Annotated in this window: 16 protein-coding genes and 1 riboswitch; of the genes, 12 read left to right on the forward strand and 4 right to left on the reverse strand. The window is 57.0% G+C overall.

Annotated features, from left to right (window positions below):
* Nucleotides 1-2: 2 nt before the first annotated feature.
* Both fabB and fabA read right to left on the reverse strand, forming a co-directional pair.
* Nucleotides 3-1232: a beta-ketoacyl-ACP synthase I gene (gene fabB / locus ACR0DY_RS04855; RefSeq protein WP_480546299.1), complete on the reverse strand. Its 1230-nt coding sequence runs from the start codon at nt 1230-1232 to the stop codon at nt 3-5.
* Nucleotides 1233-1263: 31 nt separating this feature from the next.
* Nucleotides 1264-1773, reverse strand: coding sequence for a bifunctional 3-hydroxydecanoyl-ACP dehydratase/trans-2-decenoyl-ACP isomerase (gene fabA / locus ACR0DY_RS04860; protein ID WP_209505371.1), 510 nt, complete (start codon nt 1771-1773; stop codon nt 1264-1266).
* Nucleotides 1774-1961: 188 nt separating this feature from the next.
* On the opposite strand from fabA, the gene irrA reads away from it, so the two are divergent.
* Nucleotides 1962-2378 (forward strand): iron response transcriptional regulator IrrA, encoded by a 417-nt coding sequence (gene irrA, locus ACR0DY_RS04865; protein WP_480484074.1) that lies wholly within the window; start codon nt 1962-1964, stop codon nt 2376-2378.
* Here irrA and ACR0DY_RS04870 read toward each other — a convergent pair.
* Nucleotides 2356-3279, reverse strand: a complete 924-nt coding sequence (locus tag ACR0DY_RS04870) for a LysR family transcriptional regulator (protein ID WP_480897883.1) — start codon at nt 3277-3279, stop codon at nt 2356-2358. The genes irrA and ACR0DY_RS04870 overlap by 23 nt on opposite strands.
* An 83-nt stretch (nt 3280-3362) precedes the next feature.
* On the opposite strand from ACR0DY_RS04870, the gene ACR0DY_RS04875 reads away from it, so the two are divergent.
* A complete protein-coding gene (locus ACR0DY_RS04875) occupies nt 3363-4160 on the forward strand; it encodes a phytanoyl-CoA dioxygenase family protein (RefSeq protein ID WP_480488270.1) in 798 nt (265 codons plus the stop codon).
* Nucleotides 4161-4166: 6 nt separating this feature from the next.
* On the opposite strand, the gene ACR0DY_RS04880 is transcribed toward ACR0DY_RS04875, so the two are convergent.
* A complete protein-coding gene (locus tag ACR0DY_RS04880; protein WP_480538624.1) occupies nt 4167-5030 on the reverse strand; it encodes a hypothetical protein in 864 nt (287 codons plus the stop codon).
* A 122-nt stretch (nt 5031-5152) separates the two neighbouring features.
* Between ACR0DY_RS04880 and miaB the strand changes: the two genes are divergently transcribed.
* From miaB to cmk, 10 genes are all read left to right on the forward strand, one after another.
* Nucleotides 5153-6472 carry a tRNA (N6-isopentenyl adenosine(37)-C2)-methylthiotransferase MiaB gene (miaB, locus tag ACR0DY_RS04885; RefSeq protein ID WP_480484025.1) on the forward strand — a complete coding sequence of 440 codons (1320 nt, stop codon included), beginning with the start codon at nt 5153-5155 and terminating at the stop codon, nt 6470-6472.
* Between the two features lie 172 nt (nt 6473-6644).
* Complete coding sequence (locus tag ACR0DY_RS04890; RefSeq protein ID WP_480484024.1) at nt 6645-7409, forward strand: outer membrane protein; 765 nt, start codon at nt 6645-6647, stop codon at nt 7407-7409.
* A 136-nt stretch (nt 7410-7545) separates the two neighbouring features.
* Nucleotides 7546-8568 carry a PhoH family protein gene (locus ACR0DY_RS04895; protein WP_480507088.1) on the forward strand — a complete coding sequence of 341 codons (1023 nt, stop codon included), beginning with the start codon at nt 7546-7548 and terminating at the stop codon, nt 8566-8568.
* 36 nt (nt 8569-8604) lie between these two features.
* A complete protein-coding gene (ybeY, locus tag ACR0DY_RS04900) occupies nt 8605-9099 on the forward strand; it encodes an rRNA maturation RNase YbeY (protein ID WP_480488262.1) in 495 nt (164 codons plus the stop codon).
* A 35-nt stretch (nt 9100-9134) separates the two neighbouring features.
* Nucleotides 9135-10022 carry a hemolysin family protein gene (locus tag ACR0DY_RS04905; RefSeq protein ID WP_267366995.1) on the forward strand — a complete coding sequence of 296 codons (888 nt, stop codon included), beginning with the start codon at nt 9135-9137 and terminating at the stop codon, nt 10020-10022.
* A complete protein-coding gene (gene lnt / locus ACR0DY_RS04910) occupies nt 10019-11533 on the forward strand; it encodes an apolipoprotein N-acyltransferase (RefSeq protein WP_480546301.1) in 1515 nt (504 codons plus the stop codon). Before ACR0DY_RS04905 ends, lnt begins: the two co-directional genes overlap by 4 nt.
* Nucleotides 11534-11563: 30 nt before the next feature.
* A riboswitch (SAM-SAH riboswitch) is annotated at nt 11564-11612 on the forward strand.
* Nucleotides 11613-11617: 5 nt separating this feature from the next.
* Nucleotides 11618-12799, forward strand: a complete 1182-nt coding sequence (gene metK / locus ACR0DY_RS04915) for a methionine adenosyltransferase (protein ID WP_480484020.1) — start codon at nt 11618-11620, stop codon at nt 12797-12799.
* A 96-nt stretch (nt 12800-12895) separates the two neighbouring features.
* On the forward strand, nt 12896-13606 hold the full coding sequence (gene trmB, locus ACR0DY_RS04920; RefSeq protein WP_480484019.1) for a tRNA (guanosine(46)-N7)-methyltransferase TrmB: 711 nt from the start codon (nt 12896-12898) through the stop codon (nt 13604-13606).
* Between the two features lie 68 nt (nt 13607-13674).
* The gene (aroA, locus tag ACR0DY_RS04925; protein ID WP_267365452.1) at nt 13675-15021 is read left to right on the forward strand and encodes a 3-phosphoshikimate 1-carboxyvinyltransferase; all 1347 of its coding nucleotides are present in this window, start codon (nt 13675-13677) and stop codon (nt 15019-15021) included.
* The gene (cmk, locus tag ACR0DY_RS04930) at nt 15018-15635 is read left to right on the forward strand and encodes a (d)CMP kinase (protein ID WP_480546303.1); all 618 of its coding nucleotides are present in this window, start codon (nt 15018-15020) and stop codon (nt 15633-15635) included. The genes aroA and cmk overlap by 4 nt, the downstream gene beginning before the upstream one ends.
* Nucleotides 15636-15643 lie beyond the last annotated feature (8 nt).

Consider the following 15643-nt stretch of genomic DNA (forward strand, 5'->3'; position numbering starts at 1 on the left):
TTTCACCCGTTATACTTAGACAGAATCATGGACCCGTTGGTGCCGCCAAAGCCGAAGCTGTTGGTCATGACACTGTCCAGTCCTGCGTTTTCAACCACTTCAGTTGCAATTTCACCGGGCAAGATGCCTTGGGCGAGTGTGTCGACATTGATCGACGGCGTAATAAAATCATTGTCCAGCATGAGCAGGCAGAAGATCGCCTCAAGCGCTCCTGCCGCGCCTTGCGCGTGGCCAGTCATCGATTTGGTCGAAGAAATCGGTGGCACGTTACCTTCACCGAAGATTCGGCGCACAGCCTCTACTTCACCCACGTCACCGACAGGTGTCGAGGTCCCATGTGCGTTGATATAGCCAACTTTGCGACCTTCGGGCAGTGTGTCCAGCGCCAGCCGCATTGCGCGCTCGCCGCCTTCACCCGAAGGGGCCACCATGTCGTGGCCATCCGAGGTAGCAGCATAGCCGGTGACTTCGGCATAAATCTTTGCGCCGCGGGCCAGAGCGTGCTCCAACTCCTCCAGAACGAGGATGCCGCCGCCACCGGAAATCACAAACCCGTCACGGTTTTCGTCAAACGCGCGCGAGGCTTTCTCGGGCACGTCGTTATATTTTGACGACATCGCGCCCATTGCATCGAACAGGCACGAAAGTGTCCAGTCCAGTTCCTCGCCGCCGCCAGCGAACATGACGTCCTGCTTGCCCAGCATGATCTGTTCGGCCGCGTTGCCGATGCAATGTAGCGAGGTCGAGCAGGCCGAGGTGATCGAATAGTTGATACCCTTGATCTTGAATGCGGTCGCCAGGTTTGCCGAGATTGTCGAGCACATGCATTTCGGCACTGCGAACGGACCGATCCGCTTGGTCGCGCCTGTCTTCAGAACGGTCTGATGCGCCGTCAGCATCGCGCTTGTCGACGGGCCGCCAGAGCCCGCAACCAGTCCGGTGCGGGGATTAACGATCTGGTCTTCGGTCAGCCCGGAATCGGCAATCGCCTGGCTCATGGCGATATGTGCATAGGCGGCCCCGGGACCCATGAATCGCAGGGTACGTTTGTCCACGTGTTCAGCCACGTCAATCTTGAGCGTACCCGCGATCTGACTGCGAAACCCGTGTTCCACCATCTGTTCGCTGGCTTCGATCCCGGATTTACCAGCTTTAAGCGAGGCCAGAACCTCTTGGGCATTATTCCCGATCGAAGACACTACCCCCAGACCGGTGACGACTACTCGACGCATGTGCGCACTCCTTATTTCGGGTCGGTCAGGCTCAGGCCTCGGACAGAACGACCTTCATATCTTTGACATCATAGATCATCTCGCCATCGGCTTCGACGATTCCATCTGCCACACCCATGGTCAGGCGACGTGTCTGAATCGCTTTTTTGAAATCGATTTTATACGTTAGCATCTTGCGGTCGGGACGAACCATACCGGTCAGTTTCACTTCGCCCACGCCGACAGCCATGCCGCGCCCTTGCCAGCCACGCCAACCCAGGTTGAAACCGGTCAGCTGCCATAGACCGTCAAGGCCCAGGCAGCCCGGCATAATTGGGTTGCCGGGAAAATGGCAGTCAAAGAACCAAAGGTCAGGGGTGATATCGAACTCGGCCAGCACATGGCCCTTACCGTGCAGGCCACCGTCTTCCGAGATGTCGGTAATCCGGTCCATCATCAGCATTGGCGGGGCGGGCAATTGTGCATTGCCGGGGCCAAATAATTCGCCGCGGGCGCATTTCAGCAGATCGTCTTTGTCAAAACTGCTTGGGAACTGGGCCATTCTTGCCGCCTCTCCTGCCGTGGGTCCGTTCGTTATATCTGGCCTCGTCTAGCACCCGTTTGCAAGGTCCTGCAAGAGCAGCGGCTACATCATGTTGTGTATGCCGCGTTCTTTGCGAATGAATTTCATTTGAAATTGCCAACCATGCGCTCCTATATATAATGGAAGTGACTATGGGTATTGGATCAATGACACCGCAGAGCGGCGAAATAGCAACGGGTTGGCTGGTGAACGCCGGCCTGCGTCCGACGCGTCAGCGTGTGGCGTTGGCTGAGCTTCTGGTGGGCGATGGCCGCCATCGTCACGTCACCGCCGAGAGCCTGTTTGAATCGGCCAAGGAGAATGGTGACGCTGTGTCACTGGCGACGGTATACAATACCCTGCGCGCGTTTTGCGACGCTGGTGTTCTGCAGGAAATTACTGTGGACGGGTCAAAAAGCTATTTCGACACGAACACGCATGACCACCCTCATTTTTATTGGGAAGACGAGGCGCGCCTTAGTGATGCGCCGTCTGACCAATTGGTGATCCAACGCCTGCCTGAAGCGCCCGAGGGGGTCGAGATTGCCTCGGTCGACGTTGTCATTCGCCTGCGCAAAAAGTAGCGCCAATACCGCCTTTCAAACTCGCCAACAACAAACGTTCAACCTGATCAATGGTCGCGTCAGCTGGCCCTGTTCCGTGGCGCGCAAGAACAACGGACTCAGTTGCGTCCTGATCGCTGATCGGAACACTGACAAGACGTTTATTGTCATAACTGACCGGGTTGAGCGGGCTGGTATAGCTGATCCCGATCCCTTCGCCATGGGCGGCAAGACTGCGCTGAATCTCAATCGATGCCGCCCTATGCGCGACAGTCGGGTGCAGACCGTTGCGCCGAAAGAGGCTGAGGATGTGTTGTGCCGACCAGCCTTCTGTCGACAGGATCAACGGATGAGCGGCCAAGTCAGCCAGCGAGACTGTGCCCGCTGTCGCCAACGGATGATCCGGGGGCATAAGGGCCTTTGGCCGACTGTCGAACAGTTTTGCTCGTGTAAACCCCGCGTCCATTGTCAGCTCGTAAGTGATTGCAACATCGATCTGGCCATCAATCAATCTGTTCAACAGCCCTTCGAAGGAGGCGGCAAAATAAGTGATAGCGATGTTTGGAAAAGCATCGCGCAAATGGTGCAGGGCGGGTGCCAGCAGGAAGGGCGCGAGGTCCGTAAAACACCCCAGTCTTAGATGTGTCGTGCCCGGCGACGGAGTTTCAGATGACTCGATTTGGGCTGCGTCTTTCAGCAGGGTCTCGGCCAGATCGATGAATTTTCGCCCCTGAGGTGTCAGCGCCATGGCCGAACCTCGGCGGCGGATAAACAGCGGGTATCCCAAATGTGCTTCGACACGCGTCAGGGCCGTGGACAGTGCTGGTTGTGAAACATTCAGGTATTGTGCGGCTGCTGACAGGCTGCCGTGGCGCCCGACCGCGCAAACATATTCGTACTGACGCAGTGAAATGTATAACATGAAATTAATTATAACTTCGAAAGATATGATTTGAACAGAACACTCCTTCTACGCAAAAGATTGAAAAACGAATGGAGACCCGGATGCCTCACCCGCTTGTTACCCAAGAGATGATCACAACGTATCAGGATGATGGCGTCGTTCTGATCAAAGGGCTGTTTGCAGACTATGTGGATCAACTGCGGAAGGGTGTGGCCGCGAATATGGCAGAGCCTGGCCCGTATGCATCAGAAAACAAGAAAGAGGGTCAAACGGGTCTGTTCTTTGACGATTACTGCAACTGGACCCGCATTCCACAGTTCCGCGAGGCGATCGAAAACTCGCCCGCGGCCGAGGTCGCAGCGGACCTGATGCAGTCGAAAAGCGTGCAGGTGTTTCACGACCACGTATTGGTAAAAGAACCCGGGACATCCATGGCCACGCCCTGGCATCAGGATGGCCCATATTACTTCGTTGAAGGTCAGCAAACCATCAGCTTCTGGTCTCCGCTGGATCCGGTCAGGCAGGCGACGTTGCGCTGTGTCGCAGGCTCTCACCGGTGGGAGAAAGAGGTGCTGCCAACCCGCTGGGTTTCCGAGGAAGGTTTTTTCCCCGATGAAGGGCAGTACATCCCCGTGCCGGACCCGGATGCCGAGGGCATGAAAGTCGTTGAATTCGAAATGGACCCCGGTGACGCCGTTGCCTTCAATTATCGCACCCTTCACGGTGCGCGGGGTAACCACTCGGATAGCCGTCGCCGCGCCTTTTCTCTCCGGCTGGTCGGCGATGACGCACGGTATGTAGAGCGTCCAGGCAGAACCTCTCCACCTTTTCCCGGCCATGGCATGACACCGGGGCAGCGTCTTCGTGAAGACTGGTTTCCGGTCCTGTTTGAGCGCTGAGGCGCTTCAGAACCATTGGCCTGATTCGATCAGACCCAGATCCAGCAGCTGCCGCGAGTGCCATTCAAAAGGCACGGAGTTGCGCCAGCTAAAATTTGGAATGTCAAAAGTCGACCCGGCATTTGTTTTGAGCGCCTTCGCAGCGCGGAAGGAACAAATAGCTGCGGTCATGTTGTGATGCCAAGGGCAGGAATAGGTATTGTATTCCGGCTCATTGAACGTGTGGTCGGATTTCAGGATCAGGCCCTTTTGCGCCTTGAACAGGGCGATGCGGTCGATGCGACGGCGTTCATAGGGAATGTGATCCTCGAACCGCCAGCGCAAGCCACCTGACAGGTCAACCTGCCGGTCCAGCGTTTGGCCGTCAGGGTCGCGGCGTGATTGGGCATAGTAACCCGTTTTGTCGAACAAAGCCTGTTCGGGGGCGACACCGTTGGGAAAAGCGGTCAGATCCTCGGCATAAAGGTCGATGACGTAGCTCAGCATCGCGTTGCGGCGTTCTTCGCTGTGAAAGGCCAACATCTCAGCAATGCTGCGCGTTTCGCAAAACGGAAAGAACAGGTATTCGGCGTTGTAGCAGTAGTACATCCAGATGCCGGGCGCGGCCTGAATTATTCTGTTCAGGGTATCGAAAACCACCGTTCGGGGAACGCACTTCAAGGTGACCCGATGCACCCGGTCGGTCAACGCGGGCTCCAGTCGGAACTCCTGAGGCATGAAGGCGATAACGGATTTGAACCCTAGTTTCAGATGGTGATGCAGAGTACTTTCCAACTCGACCTCATCCTCGGCAAAGACCATCGCAACGGGGCCTTGCGCCATTGCGGGTTGCCCGGCTTTCAGGAAATGGTCGAGGGAATCGTATTGCATCGGCTGTTTTCAGTTTTGTCTTGCTGGAAAGTTCCGCCAAATTCGGGTAATTGCGCCCGCATTGCAAGCGGCGTTCGAAGCATATAGACGACGCCGGTCCAGCGAATGCAAAGGCCCGTCTCATGTCCGAACCGAAGAAGCTGTTTATCAAGACCTATGGCTGTCAGATGAATGTCTATGACAGTGAACGCATGTCCGAGGCGCTGGGCGGGCAGGGCTACGTTGAAACCCAGACCCCCGAAGATGCGGATATGATCCTGCTGAACACGTGCCACATCCGCGAGAAAGCGGCAGAAAAAGTGTATTCCGAACTGGGGCGCTTCAAGGGTCTGAAGGCCGAGAAGCCTGATCTGAAAATCGGCGTGGCGGGCTGTGTTGCTCAGGCGGAAGGCGAAGAGATCATGCGCCGCCAGCCTTTGGTTGATCTGGTGGTAGGTCCGCAAAGCTATCACCGCCTGCCCGAGATGGAGGCAAAGACCCGAGCGGGCGAAAAGGCGCTGGACACGGATTTCCCCGAAGAAGACAAGTTCGAAAAATTGAAAAACCGCCCCAAGGCCAAGCGCGGACCGACGGCGTTTTTGACTGTTCAGGAGGGCTGCGATAAATTCTGCGCCTTCTGCGTGGTTCCTTATACACGCGGTGCTGAAGTCAGCCGCCCAGCCGATCGCATCATCCGCGAAGCCCATGATCTGGTCGAACGCGGGGTACGCGAGATCACGTTGCTGGGCCAAAACGTCAACGCCTATCACGGTGCCGGGGCGAATGGTGACATGACGCTTGCCGGCTTGATCTGGGAACTGAACAAGGTCGACGGGCTGGAACGCATCCGCTTTACCACCTCGCACCCAAACGACATGGCCGACGATCTGATCGAGGCGCATGGCACCTGTGACAAGCTGATGCCTTATCTGCACCTGCCGGTTCAGTCGGGTTCGGACCGTATCCTCAAGCGGATGAACCGTAGCCATACGGCAGAAAGCTATCTGCGGCTGGTCGAACGCATTCGTGCGGCGCGTCCAGATATCGTGATGTCGGGGGACTTCATTGTTGGTTTCCCAGAAGAGACCGAAGATGATTTTCAGGCCACGATGGATTTGGTCGAAGAGGTCAAATACGGCTATGCCTATTCCTTCAAATACTCCACACGTCCAGGAACCCCGGCAGCTGAACGGTCGCAGGTTGATCCGGCTGCGGCAGATGAACGGTTGCAGCGGCTTCAGGCCTTGATCACGCGCCATCAGCGAGAGATTCAGGACGGTATGGTTAGACGCACTGTCCGCGTTCTTTTCGAAAAACCGGGTCGCTTGTCCGGGCAGATGGTTGGAAAGTCCGAATATTTGCATTCGGTGCACGTAAAAGGACCAGAGATCGCCACGGGTGACTTGAGAGAAGTCCGGATCACTGAGTCCGGGGCGAATTCTCTGGCCGGTGAGTTGTTGTAGGTCGGTGTAAACACCTCCCGGACACCATAGTTGGTGTTTGTTTCCAAAATTTACCCTTGATTTATTGCTTGGAACTATGCTCCGAGAGGAGCCATGGTTTTTTGGGCGCAAGGATCTGCGTCTACAAATCGGCGATATGCCGGTCCCGGAAAACGGGATGAGGGAGGTACGAGTGTCGACTATCAAGAGCTTTGGGAGCCTGAGCAGGTTGAGAACACTGACGTTAACTGCCGCTGTTACACTGATTGCCGGCGCATCCATTGCCGGTGATTTGAAAGGTGACATAAGCGATCCGGAAGTGGTCAGCCCGAAAAGATTCAGCAGCGATGTCCGCGCTTTTTACCTGGGACTTACCGGCGGTTATGGCTCTGGCGGGGACGATCGGTTTGGCCTGACAACGCCCAGCAGGCAGTTTGATATCGGTGATCAGGACTTGTCGGGGACATACGGGGGGCTCCGGGGGGGGTGGCGTGGTATTTTACCTGCTACCGGTGGGCGCGACTATGTCTATGGCTTTGAAGTCGGGTATGAGTTCGGTTCCCTGGACGACACTGTCAGCAGGCGGATCGGCGGCGTCAATGTGCAAGGCGGAACAGAGATTTCGGATGTTCTGGCATTCCGATTTCGTAATGGTCTGACAAACCGCAGCGGACGAATTCTGTATTTCTTCAGTGTCGGATATCTATGGGGCGATGTGGAAACAACCAACAGCTTGGCATTGGGCCCGACGGTTCAGAATTTCTCGGCGTCAGATCGGCGGAACGGTTATTCGGCAAGCATAGGGGCCGAGCACAAGTTGTCCGACAACTGGTCGATTACGGGCGAATATGAATATGTCCAATTCCAATCAAAAAACGTCCAGTTCAGTTCTGGCTTTTCCACAAAGTCCACACCAAAATACAGCGGTTTGAGATTCGGGCTGAACTATACCTTCTGATGTTCGCCCAATCGGCAACCGATCACCGTTAAATCGGCTGTTATGACATCTCAGCGTTTATTTTTGAAACTGTGGCTTGCGCCTACCAAGATTTGTTGTCTACGCTCGGAGTGAACAGCCAAGACAGGAGAGCGGATTGGCCATCGGTGCCCTGACCCCACCGCAAGATGAAATGCCCCAACACGAGGCGTTCGTAGAATTTCCAGACAACCGATTGCTGATTGACCTGTGCGGTGAATATGACCGCAATCTGGCCGAGATCGAAACCAAGCTTTCGGTCCAGATTGTACGTCGCGGCAATCAGTTGGTTGTTATGGGCGATGATGATGCTCAGAAACAGGCGGTTGAAGTGCTTCAATCGCTGTATACACGGCTTGAAGGTGGGCGCGAGGTTGAGGCCGCAGACGTCGATCGCGAGTTGCGGATGGGTGTTTCGGAGCAGGGAACTGGAAGCCGCGATGGCGATCAGCTTGAGATGTTCAAGGGCGGTTCTGTCGAGATCAAGACCCGCAAGAAGCTGGTTGAGCCGCGCACCGACGCCCAGAAAGCCTATGTCCAGTCACTGTTCAAGAATGAGCTGGCCTTTGGAATTGGCCCGGCGGGGACGGGTAAGACCTATCTGGCGGTGGCGGTCGGTGTTTCGATGTTCATCGGCGGACATGTGGACCGAATCATCCTGAGCCGTCCGGCGGTCGAGGCGGGCGAGAAACTGGGCTATCTGCCAGGCGACATGAAGGACAAGGTCGACCCTTACATGCAGCCGCTTTATGACGCGCTGAACGATTTTCTGCCCGGAAAACAGTTGGCCAAGCTGATCGAAGAGAAACGAATCGAAATCGCTCCGCTGGCCTTTATGCGCGGTCGTACGCTGGCCAACGCATTTGTGGTTCTGGATGAAGCGCAAAACGCCACCACGATGCAGATGAAGATGTTCCTGACCCGTCTGGGCGAAGGAAGCCGCATGGTCATAACTGGCGACCGGTCACAGGTCGATTTGCCGCGTGGCGTTCAATCGGGCCTGGCGGACGCTGAGAGGTTGTTGAAAACGATCCCGAATATCAGCTTCAACTACTTCACTTCGAAAGACGTGGTGCGTCACCCGCTTGTCGCTGCGATCATCGAGGCGTATGAGGCCGATGCGGGCCGTGAAACCACGTGAACACATAGCCCGCTAACGAGGCTGTTGCGCGGTAAGATGACCCTGGATCTCATTTTCGAGGACGAAAGGTGGCAAGATCTTGAGGTCTTGTCACAAAAGGCGATTAACGCCGTTCTGACCCATTGCGGTTTGGCCCCGGAGCTGTGCGAAGTCAGTATTCTGGGGTGCAACGATGCGCGGATTTCGGAACTGAACGCAGAATTTCGCGGCAAACCGACGCCCACCAATGTGCTGAGCTGGCCTGCGGAAGACCTAGCTCCGGACGAGCCAGGGCAATCACCACGCCTGCCAGAGCCGGACTTTACCGGCGAGATTGTTCTGGGCGATGTTGCGATTTCCTATGACACTTGTGCCCGCGAGGCGGCCGAGGCCAACAAGGCAATGAGTGACCATGTGACCCATTTGCTTGTTCACGGAACGTTGCATTTGCTGGGTTATGATCACATTCGTGACCCCGATGCCACCTTGATGGAAGAGATTGAGGTCAAGATACTTGGCAAATTGGGTATTGATGACCCATATAAGGTATAATGTGGGTTCAAGACCCGATCAGTTGGAACAAGGTAATGGGCGAAATAGAAGGCAGTTCTAGGGCGGCGCAAAGCGCGCAACCTCAGGACAGCAGTACTGAAACGGAAGAGAAAACCGGTCTGTTTTCTCGAATCCTCGAAGTGTTTTCGAGCGATGATACTCAACCGGACCAGACGGTGAACGGGCAAAACGCGGCTGTGGCGCAGCCACGCGGGATGATTAACCTGCGCCGGATGCGCGTTGAGGATGTTGCCATCCCTACCGCTGAAATCGTCTCGGTACCTTCGACGATCACAAAAGATGAACTGGCGGACGTTTTCCGAAGCAGTGGTATGTCGAGGATTCCAGTCTATGAGGGAACCTTGGATACACCGCTTGGTTTTGTTCACCTCAAGGATTTTGCTCTGACCCACGGTTTCAACGGTGGGGGTAAAAAGTTTGATCTGACCTCTATGCTGCGGACGCTATTGTTCGTGCCGCCATCCATGCCAATCGGCGTCTTGTTGACCAAGATGCAAACCGAGCGGCGTCACATGGCATTGGTGATTGATGAATATGGCGGCGTTGATGGTCTGCTGACGATCGAAGACCTGATCGAGCAGGTCGTGGGTGAAATCGCTGACGAGCACGATGCGGATGAAGACCAGCTTTGGGTGCAGGAAAAGCCCGGATGCTATGTGGTACAGGCACGTGTGCCGCTCGAAGATTTCGAGGCCGAGATTGGCCGGTCTCTGACCAGTCATGAAGACGTCGACGAAGAGGAAATCGATACTCTGGGCGGGCTTGTCTTTATGCTCTCCGGCCGCGTTCCGGCGCGGGGTGAGGTTGTCATTCACCCAGAGGGCCCGGAATTCGAAGTGATCGAAGCCGATCCACGCCGAATCAAACGGCTGCGCGTCATGCTGCCGGACGTTGCTGCATGACCCCAGTAAGGGGCTGGCCATTATCGTTGAGATTGTTGGTCGCTGCCACCCTTGGCGGGGCAGGCGCGTTTGGTCAGGCGCCTCATCTGTATTGGGGCGCAACCGTTTTGGCTCTGGTCCTGATTGTGCCGATTTTCCTTGCCAGCGAAACCCGAGGCCGGGCGGCATGGGTCGGCTGGGCCTTCGCGACCGGCTATTTTGCCCATGCCCTTGGCTGGATCATTGAGCCGTTTCAGGTGGATGCTGAACGACATGCCTGGATGGCCCCGTTTGCGTTAGTATTCTTGGCGGGCGGACTGGCCTTGTTCTGGGCTGCCGCCTTTGGCCTGTCGCGCAATATTGGTGCCACGCCCATTCGTCAGGGCATATTACTGGTTGCAGTCTTGTCCCTGGCAGAGGTGGCGCGTGGATATGTGATGACCGGCTTTCCATGGGCTGGCGTCGCGCAGATCTGGGTGGATACACCGGTGGCTCAGGTGCTGTCTCTGGTTGGGCCATATGGGTTGAACGCGCTGACCTTTGCCGCAACGTTACCAATTGGCGCGGCATTGGTGCAGGATAAACCCTTGAACGGTTTGGTGCGGACCCTGGGTTGTACCGGCGTGATGGCAGCGATGGCGATTGCCTACGGGTTGACGCGACCCGTCGTTCAGGACGGTTCACATCTGGTTCGCGTGGTCCAGCCGAATGCCCCTCAGCACCAAAAATGGGATCCGGCATATGCGCCTTTGTTTTTCGCGCGTCAGGTTGAATATACCGCAGCCTTTCCCAGACCCGACCTGATTGTCTGGCCCGAGACCGCAGTTCCAGCTTGGTTAGGTAGCGCACAACCGTTTCTGTCAACTGTTGCGGATGCCGCGCAGGGTGTGCCGGTGATATTGGGGATTCAGCGCGCAGAAGGCCCGAGAATCTTCAACTCGCTGGTCTATCTGGATGAAACCGGGCGTCAGGCAGGGTTGTATGACAAACACCATCTGGCGCCTTTCGGTGAATACGTCCCCTTGGGTGACCTGATGGGGCGTTTCGGGGTCAGTGGCTTGGCAGCCACAACCGGGCACGGGTTCAGCGCGGGGCCGGGCCCCGCCCTGTTGGACCTCGGCAAGCTTGGAAGCGCATTGCCCCTGATTTGCTACGAAGCCATTTTCCCGCAAGATGTGAATGGTGCGCCGGGCCGGGCTGACTTCTTATTGCAGATCACAAATGACGCGTGGTTTGGTACGCGGTCGGGACCGTTTCAACACCTGGTGCAAGCCCGGATGAGGGCAATTGAGCAGGGCTTGCCGATGATACGTTCGGCCAATTCCGGTGTATCGGCCATAATTGACCCATTGGGTCGGGTGACTGCGTCGTTGGCTCTGGGTGAGGCAGGATATGTGGACGCCGCGTTGCCGCAACCACACCGTCGCACGACTTATGCACGTATCGGGGACAGTCCGATCGTTGTTGTCTTACTGTTTATTCTGGCGATGGCGCTGTTTGGTACTCGCGGCAACCGGGCAATTAGAGATTGACCCCAACTTTGGGCAAGCGTATGCGTCTGTGGTCTGCCACAACGGCTTCCTGGCGTGGCGGAGAAACCTTAATGGAGCACATTTATGTCCCGACAGAACTATACTTTTACTTCGGAATCCGTTTCTGAAGGGCACCCGGATAAGGTCTGTGACCGTATCTCGGATGCTGTCCTTGATGCATTTCTAAACGAAGAGCCTGAGGCGCGCGTGGCCTGCGAAACCTTTGCCACGACCAACCGCATCGTTATCGGTGGCGAAGTTGGTCTGTCGGACAAGGACAAACTGCATGACTACATGAGCCGCATCGACGAAATTGCGCGCGAGTGCGTGAAAGACATCGGATATGAGCAGGACAAGTTCCACCACGAAACAGTCGAGGTGACGAACCTTCTGCACGAACAATCCGCCCATATCGCGCAGGGCGTGGATGCCGCGGACAACAAGGACGAAGGCGCTGGCGACCAGGGCATCATGTTTGGCTTTGCCACAACAGAAACGCCTGCGCTTATGCCTGCGCCGATCCAGTATTCGCACGCAATCCTGCGGCGTCTGGCCGAAGTGCGCAAGAATGGCACCGAGCCTGCACTGGGGCCGGATGCGAAATCTCAGTTGTCCGTCGTTTATCAAGACGGCAAACCAGTCGGCGTCAGCTCGATCGTTCTGTCGACGCAGCATCTGGATGAGGCGCTGACGTCGGATGACATCCGCGCCATCGTTGAACCCTATATCCGTGAAACTCTGCCCGAAGGCTGGCTGTCGGCTGATACCGAATGGCACGTCAACCCGACCGGCAAATTCGTTATTGGCGGACCGGATGGCGACGCGGGTCTGACCGGTCGTAAGATCATCGTGGATACCTATGGTGGCGCGGCCCCGCATGGTGGCGGTGCTTTCTCGGGCAAAGATCCGACCAAGGTTGACCGTTCGGCGGCCTATGCCGCGCGCTACCTGGCGAAAAACGTCGTAGCCGCCGGTATGGCCGAGCGCTGCACCATTCAGTTGAGCTATGCCATTGGCGTATCGAAGCCGCTGTCGATCTATGCAGACACGCATGGCACGGGTCAGGTTGCAGATGCGGCGATCGAAAAAGCAGTTGGCCAGATCATGGATCTGACACCCCGCGGTATTCGTCAGCACCTTCAGCTGAACAAGCCGATCTACCAGCGTACAGCGGCTTACGGGCACTTTGGTCGCGAACCGGATGCGGATGGCGGTTTTAGCTGGGAACGCACTGATCTGGTCGACGCACTGAAATCAGCAGTTTGATCTGAAAAATCCAAAGCGCGCCTTCAGGGGCGCGCTTTTTCTTTGGGGCGGTGCACGCTCTTGCAACGTACTCCGCTGCGCAGTATGGCCACCGCCATGAGCACCGAGACCCCACAACGCCCGCGCAGAAACTTTTATGGCCGTTTCAAGGGCAAGACCCTAAAGCCCAGTCAAAAGACCTATCTGAACGAAGATCTGGCTGAATTGTCACCCGGCGCTGTGGACTGGGACATTAACCCTGAACGCAAGCCGCTGGACCTGGATGGCCTGTTCGGCGGTAAGCCGGTCTGGTTGGAAGTCGGCTTTGGCGGTGGTGAGCATCTGGTGCACCAGGCGCAAAACAATCCTGACATTGGCATCATCGGGGCCGAGCCTTACATCAACGGTGTTGCCATGCTGCTGGGCAAAATCCGTCAGGCAGGTGTTGAAAACCTCGCCGTGCACCCCGGAGATGCGCGTGATCTGTTCGACGTGCTGCCAGAGGTCAGCATTTCGCGCGCGTTCCTTCTCTATCCCGATCCATGGCCCAAAACGCGGCATCATCGCCGTCGGTTTGTAACCCAGGAACATCTTGAGCCATTCGCAAAGGTGCTGAAACCCGGGGCGATCTTCCGGGTTGCTACTGACATTCCCGATTACGTGCGTCAGACATTGGAAGAGGTTCCGCGCGCCGGGTTTGAATGGCTGGCCGAACGCCCTTCGGACTGGCGCGAACCGTGGAACGACTGGATCTCTACGCGATACGAGCAGAAGGCGCTACGCGAGGGTCGGACACCTCACTACCTGACCTTCCGACGCAAAGGCTGATTGCCGCTGGACCAACGGGCGTCAATTCGCTAATCGGCTTGAGCACTGATAGCGCAAAAGGAGCCCTCATGTCCGGACACGGCACGCCCATCCCGATGACCTCGCATCCCTGCGGCCCGCTGACCGGCATGGCAGAGGTGCCCGGCGATAAGTCGATTTCGCACCGGTCGCTGATCCTTGGCGCAATGGCCGTGGGTGAAACCCGGATTTCGGGCTTGCTGGAGGGCGAAGACGTTCTGGATACCGCCAAGGCGATGCGTGCCTTCGGTGCCGAGGTCACAGATCACGGAAACGGGGAATGGACAGTGCACGGCGTGGGTGTCGGTGGCTTCGCCGAACCGGGTCAGGTGATCGACTGTGGCAACTCGGGAACCGGTGTGCGGCTGATCATGGGGGCGATGGCGACCTCTCCGATCACTGCGACATTTACTGGTGATGCCAGCCTGAACAAACGCCCCATGGCGCGTGTTACAGACCCTCTGGCCCTGTTTGGGGCAGAATCGGTTGGGCGGTCCGGCGGGCGCTTGCCGATGACCATCGTTGGCGCGGCGGACCCGACCCCTGTGCGATACGAAGTTCCTGTGCCGTCGGCGCAGGTGAAATCTGCCGTTCTGCTGGCGGGTCTGAATGCTCCCGGAAAGACCGTTGTGATCGAGAAAGAGGCCACGCGTGACCATTCCGAACGGATGCTGGCTGGATTTGGTGCCGAGATCACCGTCGAGGATACCGACGAGGGCCGAGTTATCACTTTGACCGGTCGCCCGGAACTGAAGCCGCAGGTCATCGCTGTACCGCGCGATCCGTCCAGTGCGGCTTTTCCGGTTTGCGCGGCGTTGATCACACCTGGATCCGATGTTTTGGTGCCTGGGATCGGTTTGAACCCCACACGCGCGGGCCTCTTTACGACCTTGCGCGAGATGGGCGCTGATCTGACCTATGAAAACGAACGCGAAGAGGGAGGCGAACCAGTCGCCGATTTGCGCGCCAAATACTCGCCCAACATGAAAGGCATCGACGTTCCTTCCGAGCGTGCCGCCTCAATGATCGATGAATACCCGGTTCTGTCGGTAGTGGCTGCAAATGCCACAGGCACAACGATGATGGGTGGCGTGAAAGAGCTGCGCGTGAAGGAAAGCGACCGGATTGACGCCATGGCCCGTGGCCTGCGCGCCAACGGGGTGACTGTTGCCGAAGGTGACGATTGGTGGTCGGTTGAAGGGCTGGGCATCGGCAACGTTCCGGGTGGAGGCACCTGCGAAAGCTTTCTGGATCACCGCATCGCCATGTCGTTCATGGTGATGGGTATGGGTGCACAGAGCCCCGTGAGTGTGGATGACGGCGGCCCGATCGCGACGTCGTTCCCGATCTTTGAACCACTGATGGAGTCGCTGGGTGCAAAGGTAGAGCGCACGTGAGTTTCACTGTTGCCATTGACGGACCAGCGGCTGCGGGCAAGGGCACGATATCAAAGGCCGTGGCGGCGCATTTCGGGTTTGCTCATCTGGACACGGGTTTGCTGTATCGCGCTGTCGGAAGGCGTACGCTTGAGGGGGAAAGCGCGATTGAAGCCGCGCAGTCTCTGACTGCAGAGGAGCTTGAGAAGGGCGACCTGCGCACCGCCGACGTTGCGCAGGCAGCTTCCAAAGTGGCTGTTCTTCCAGAGGTTCGCGCTGCCTTGGTAGATTTTCAGCGCGCTTTTTCCCGCAGGGCAGGTGGGGCCGTTCTGGACGGTCGTGATATCGGCACGGTGATTTGTCCGAATGCCGAAGTGAAGCTGTTTGTAACAGCCAGTGCAGAAGTGCGCGCCGAGCGTCGTTTTCTGGAGCTTAGTGCAAAAGGCGCTGACGTAACCCGTGAACAGGTTCTGGCGGATGTCAGAGAACGCGACGCGCGGGATGCTGAGCGTAGCACAGCTCCGATGAAACCCGCTGAAGATGCCGTGCAGTTGGACACCACCGATCTGAGTATCGAGGCGGCGTTGGCCAAAGCCCTTGAGGTGATCAACGCAAAACTGCCCGCGACGCGTTAACGCCGCGG

This window comes from Ruegeria sp. O6, from assembly GCF_056535045.1.

Coding starts and splice junctions, on each gene's coding strand:
- fabB (WP_480546299.1), bottom strand. CDS start 1,232: ATGCGTCGAGTAGTCGTCACCGGTCTGGGGGTAGTGTCTTCGATCGGG.
- fabA (WP_209505371.1), bottom strand. CDS start 1,773: ATGGCCCAGTTCCCAAGCAGTTTTGACAAAGACGATCTGCTGAAATGC.
- irrA (WP_480484074.1), top strand. CDS start 1,962: ATGACACCGCAGAGCGGCGAAATAGCAACGGGTTGGCTGGTGAACGCC.
- ACR0DY_RS04870 (WP_480897883.1), bottom strand. CDS start 3,279: ATGTTATACATTTCACTGCGTCAGTACGAATATGTTTGCGCGGTCGGG.
- ACR0DY_RS04875 (WP_480488270.1), top strand. CDS start 3,363: ATGCCTCACCCGCTTGTTACCCAAGAGATGATCACAACGTATCAGGAT.
- ACR0DY_RS04880 (WP_480538624.1), bottom strand. CDS start 5,030: ATGCAATACGATTCCCTCGACCATTTCCTGAAAGCCGGGCAACCCGCA.
- miaB (WP_480484025.1), top strand. CDS start 5,153: ATGTCCGAACCGAAGAAGCTGTTTATCAAGACCTATGGCTGTCAGATG.
- ybeY (WP_480488262.1), top strand. CDS start 8,605: ATGACCCTGGATCTCATTTTCGAGGACGAAAGGTGGCAAGATCTTGAG.
- ACR0DY_RS04905 (WP_267366995.1), top strand. CDS start 9,135: ATGGGCGAAATAGAAGGCAGTTCTAGGGCGGCGCAAAGCGCGCAACCT.
- lnt (WP_480546301.1), top strand. CDS start 10,019: ATGACCCCAGTAAGGGGCTGGCCATTATCGTTGAGATTGTTGGTCGCT.
- metK (WP_480484020.1), top strand. CDS start 11,618: ATGTCCCGACAGAACTATACTTTTACTTCGGAATCCGTTTCTGAAGGG.
- trmB (WP_480484019.1), top strand. CDS start 12,896: ATGAGCACCGAGACCCCACAACGCCCGCGCAGAAACTTTTATGGCCGT.
- aroA (WP_267365452.1), top strand. CDS start 13,675: ATGTCCGGACACGGCACGCCCATCCCGATGACCTCGCATCCCTGCGGC.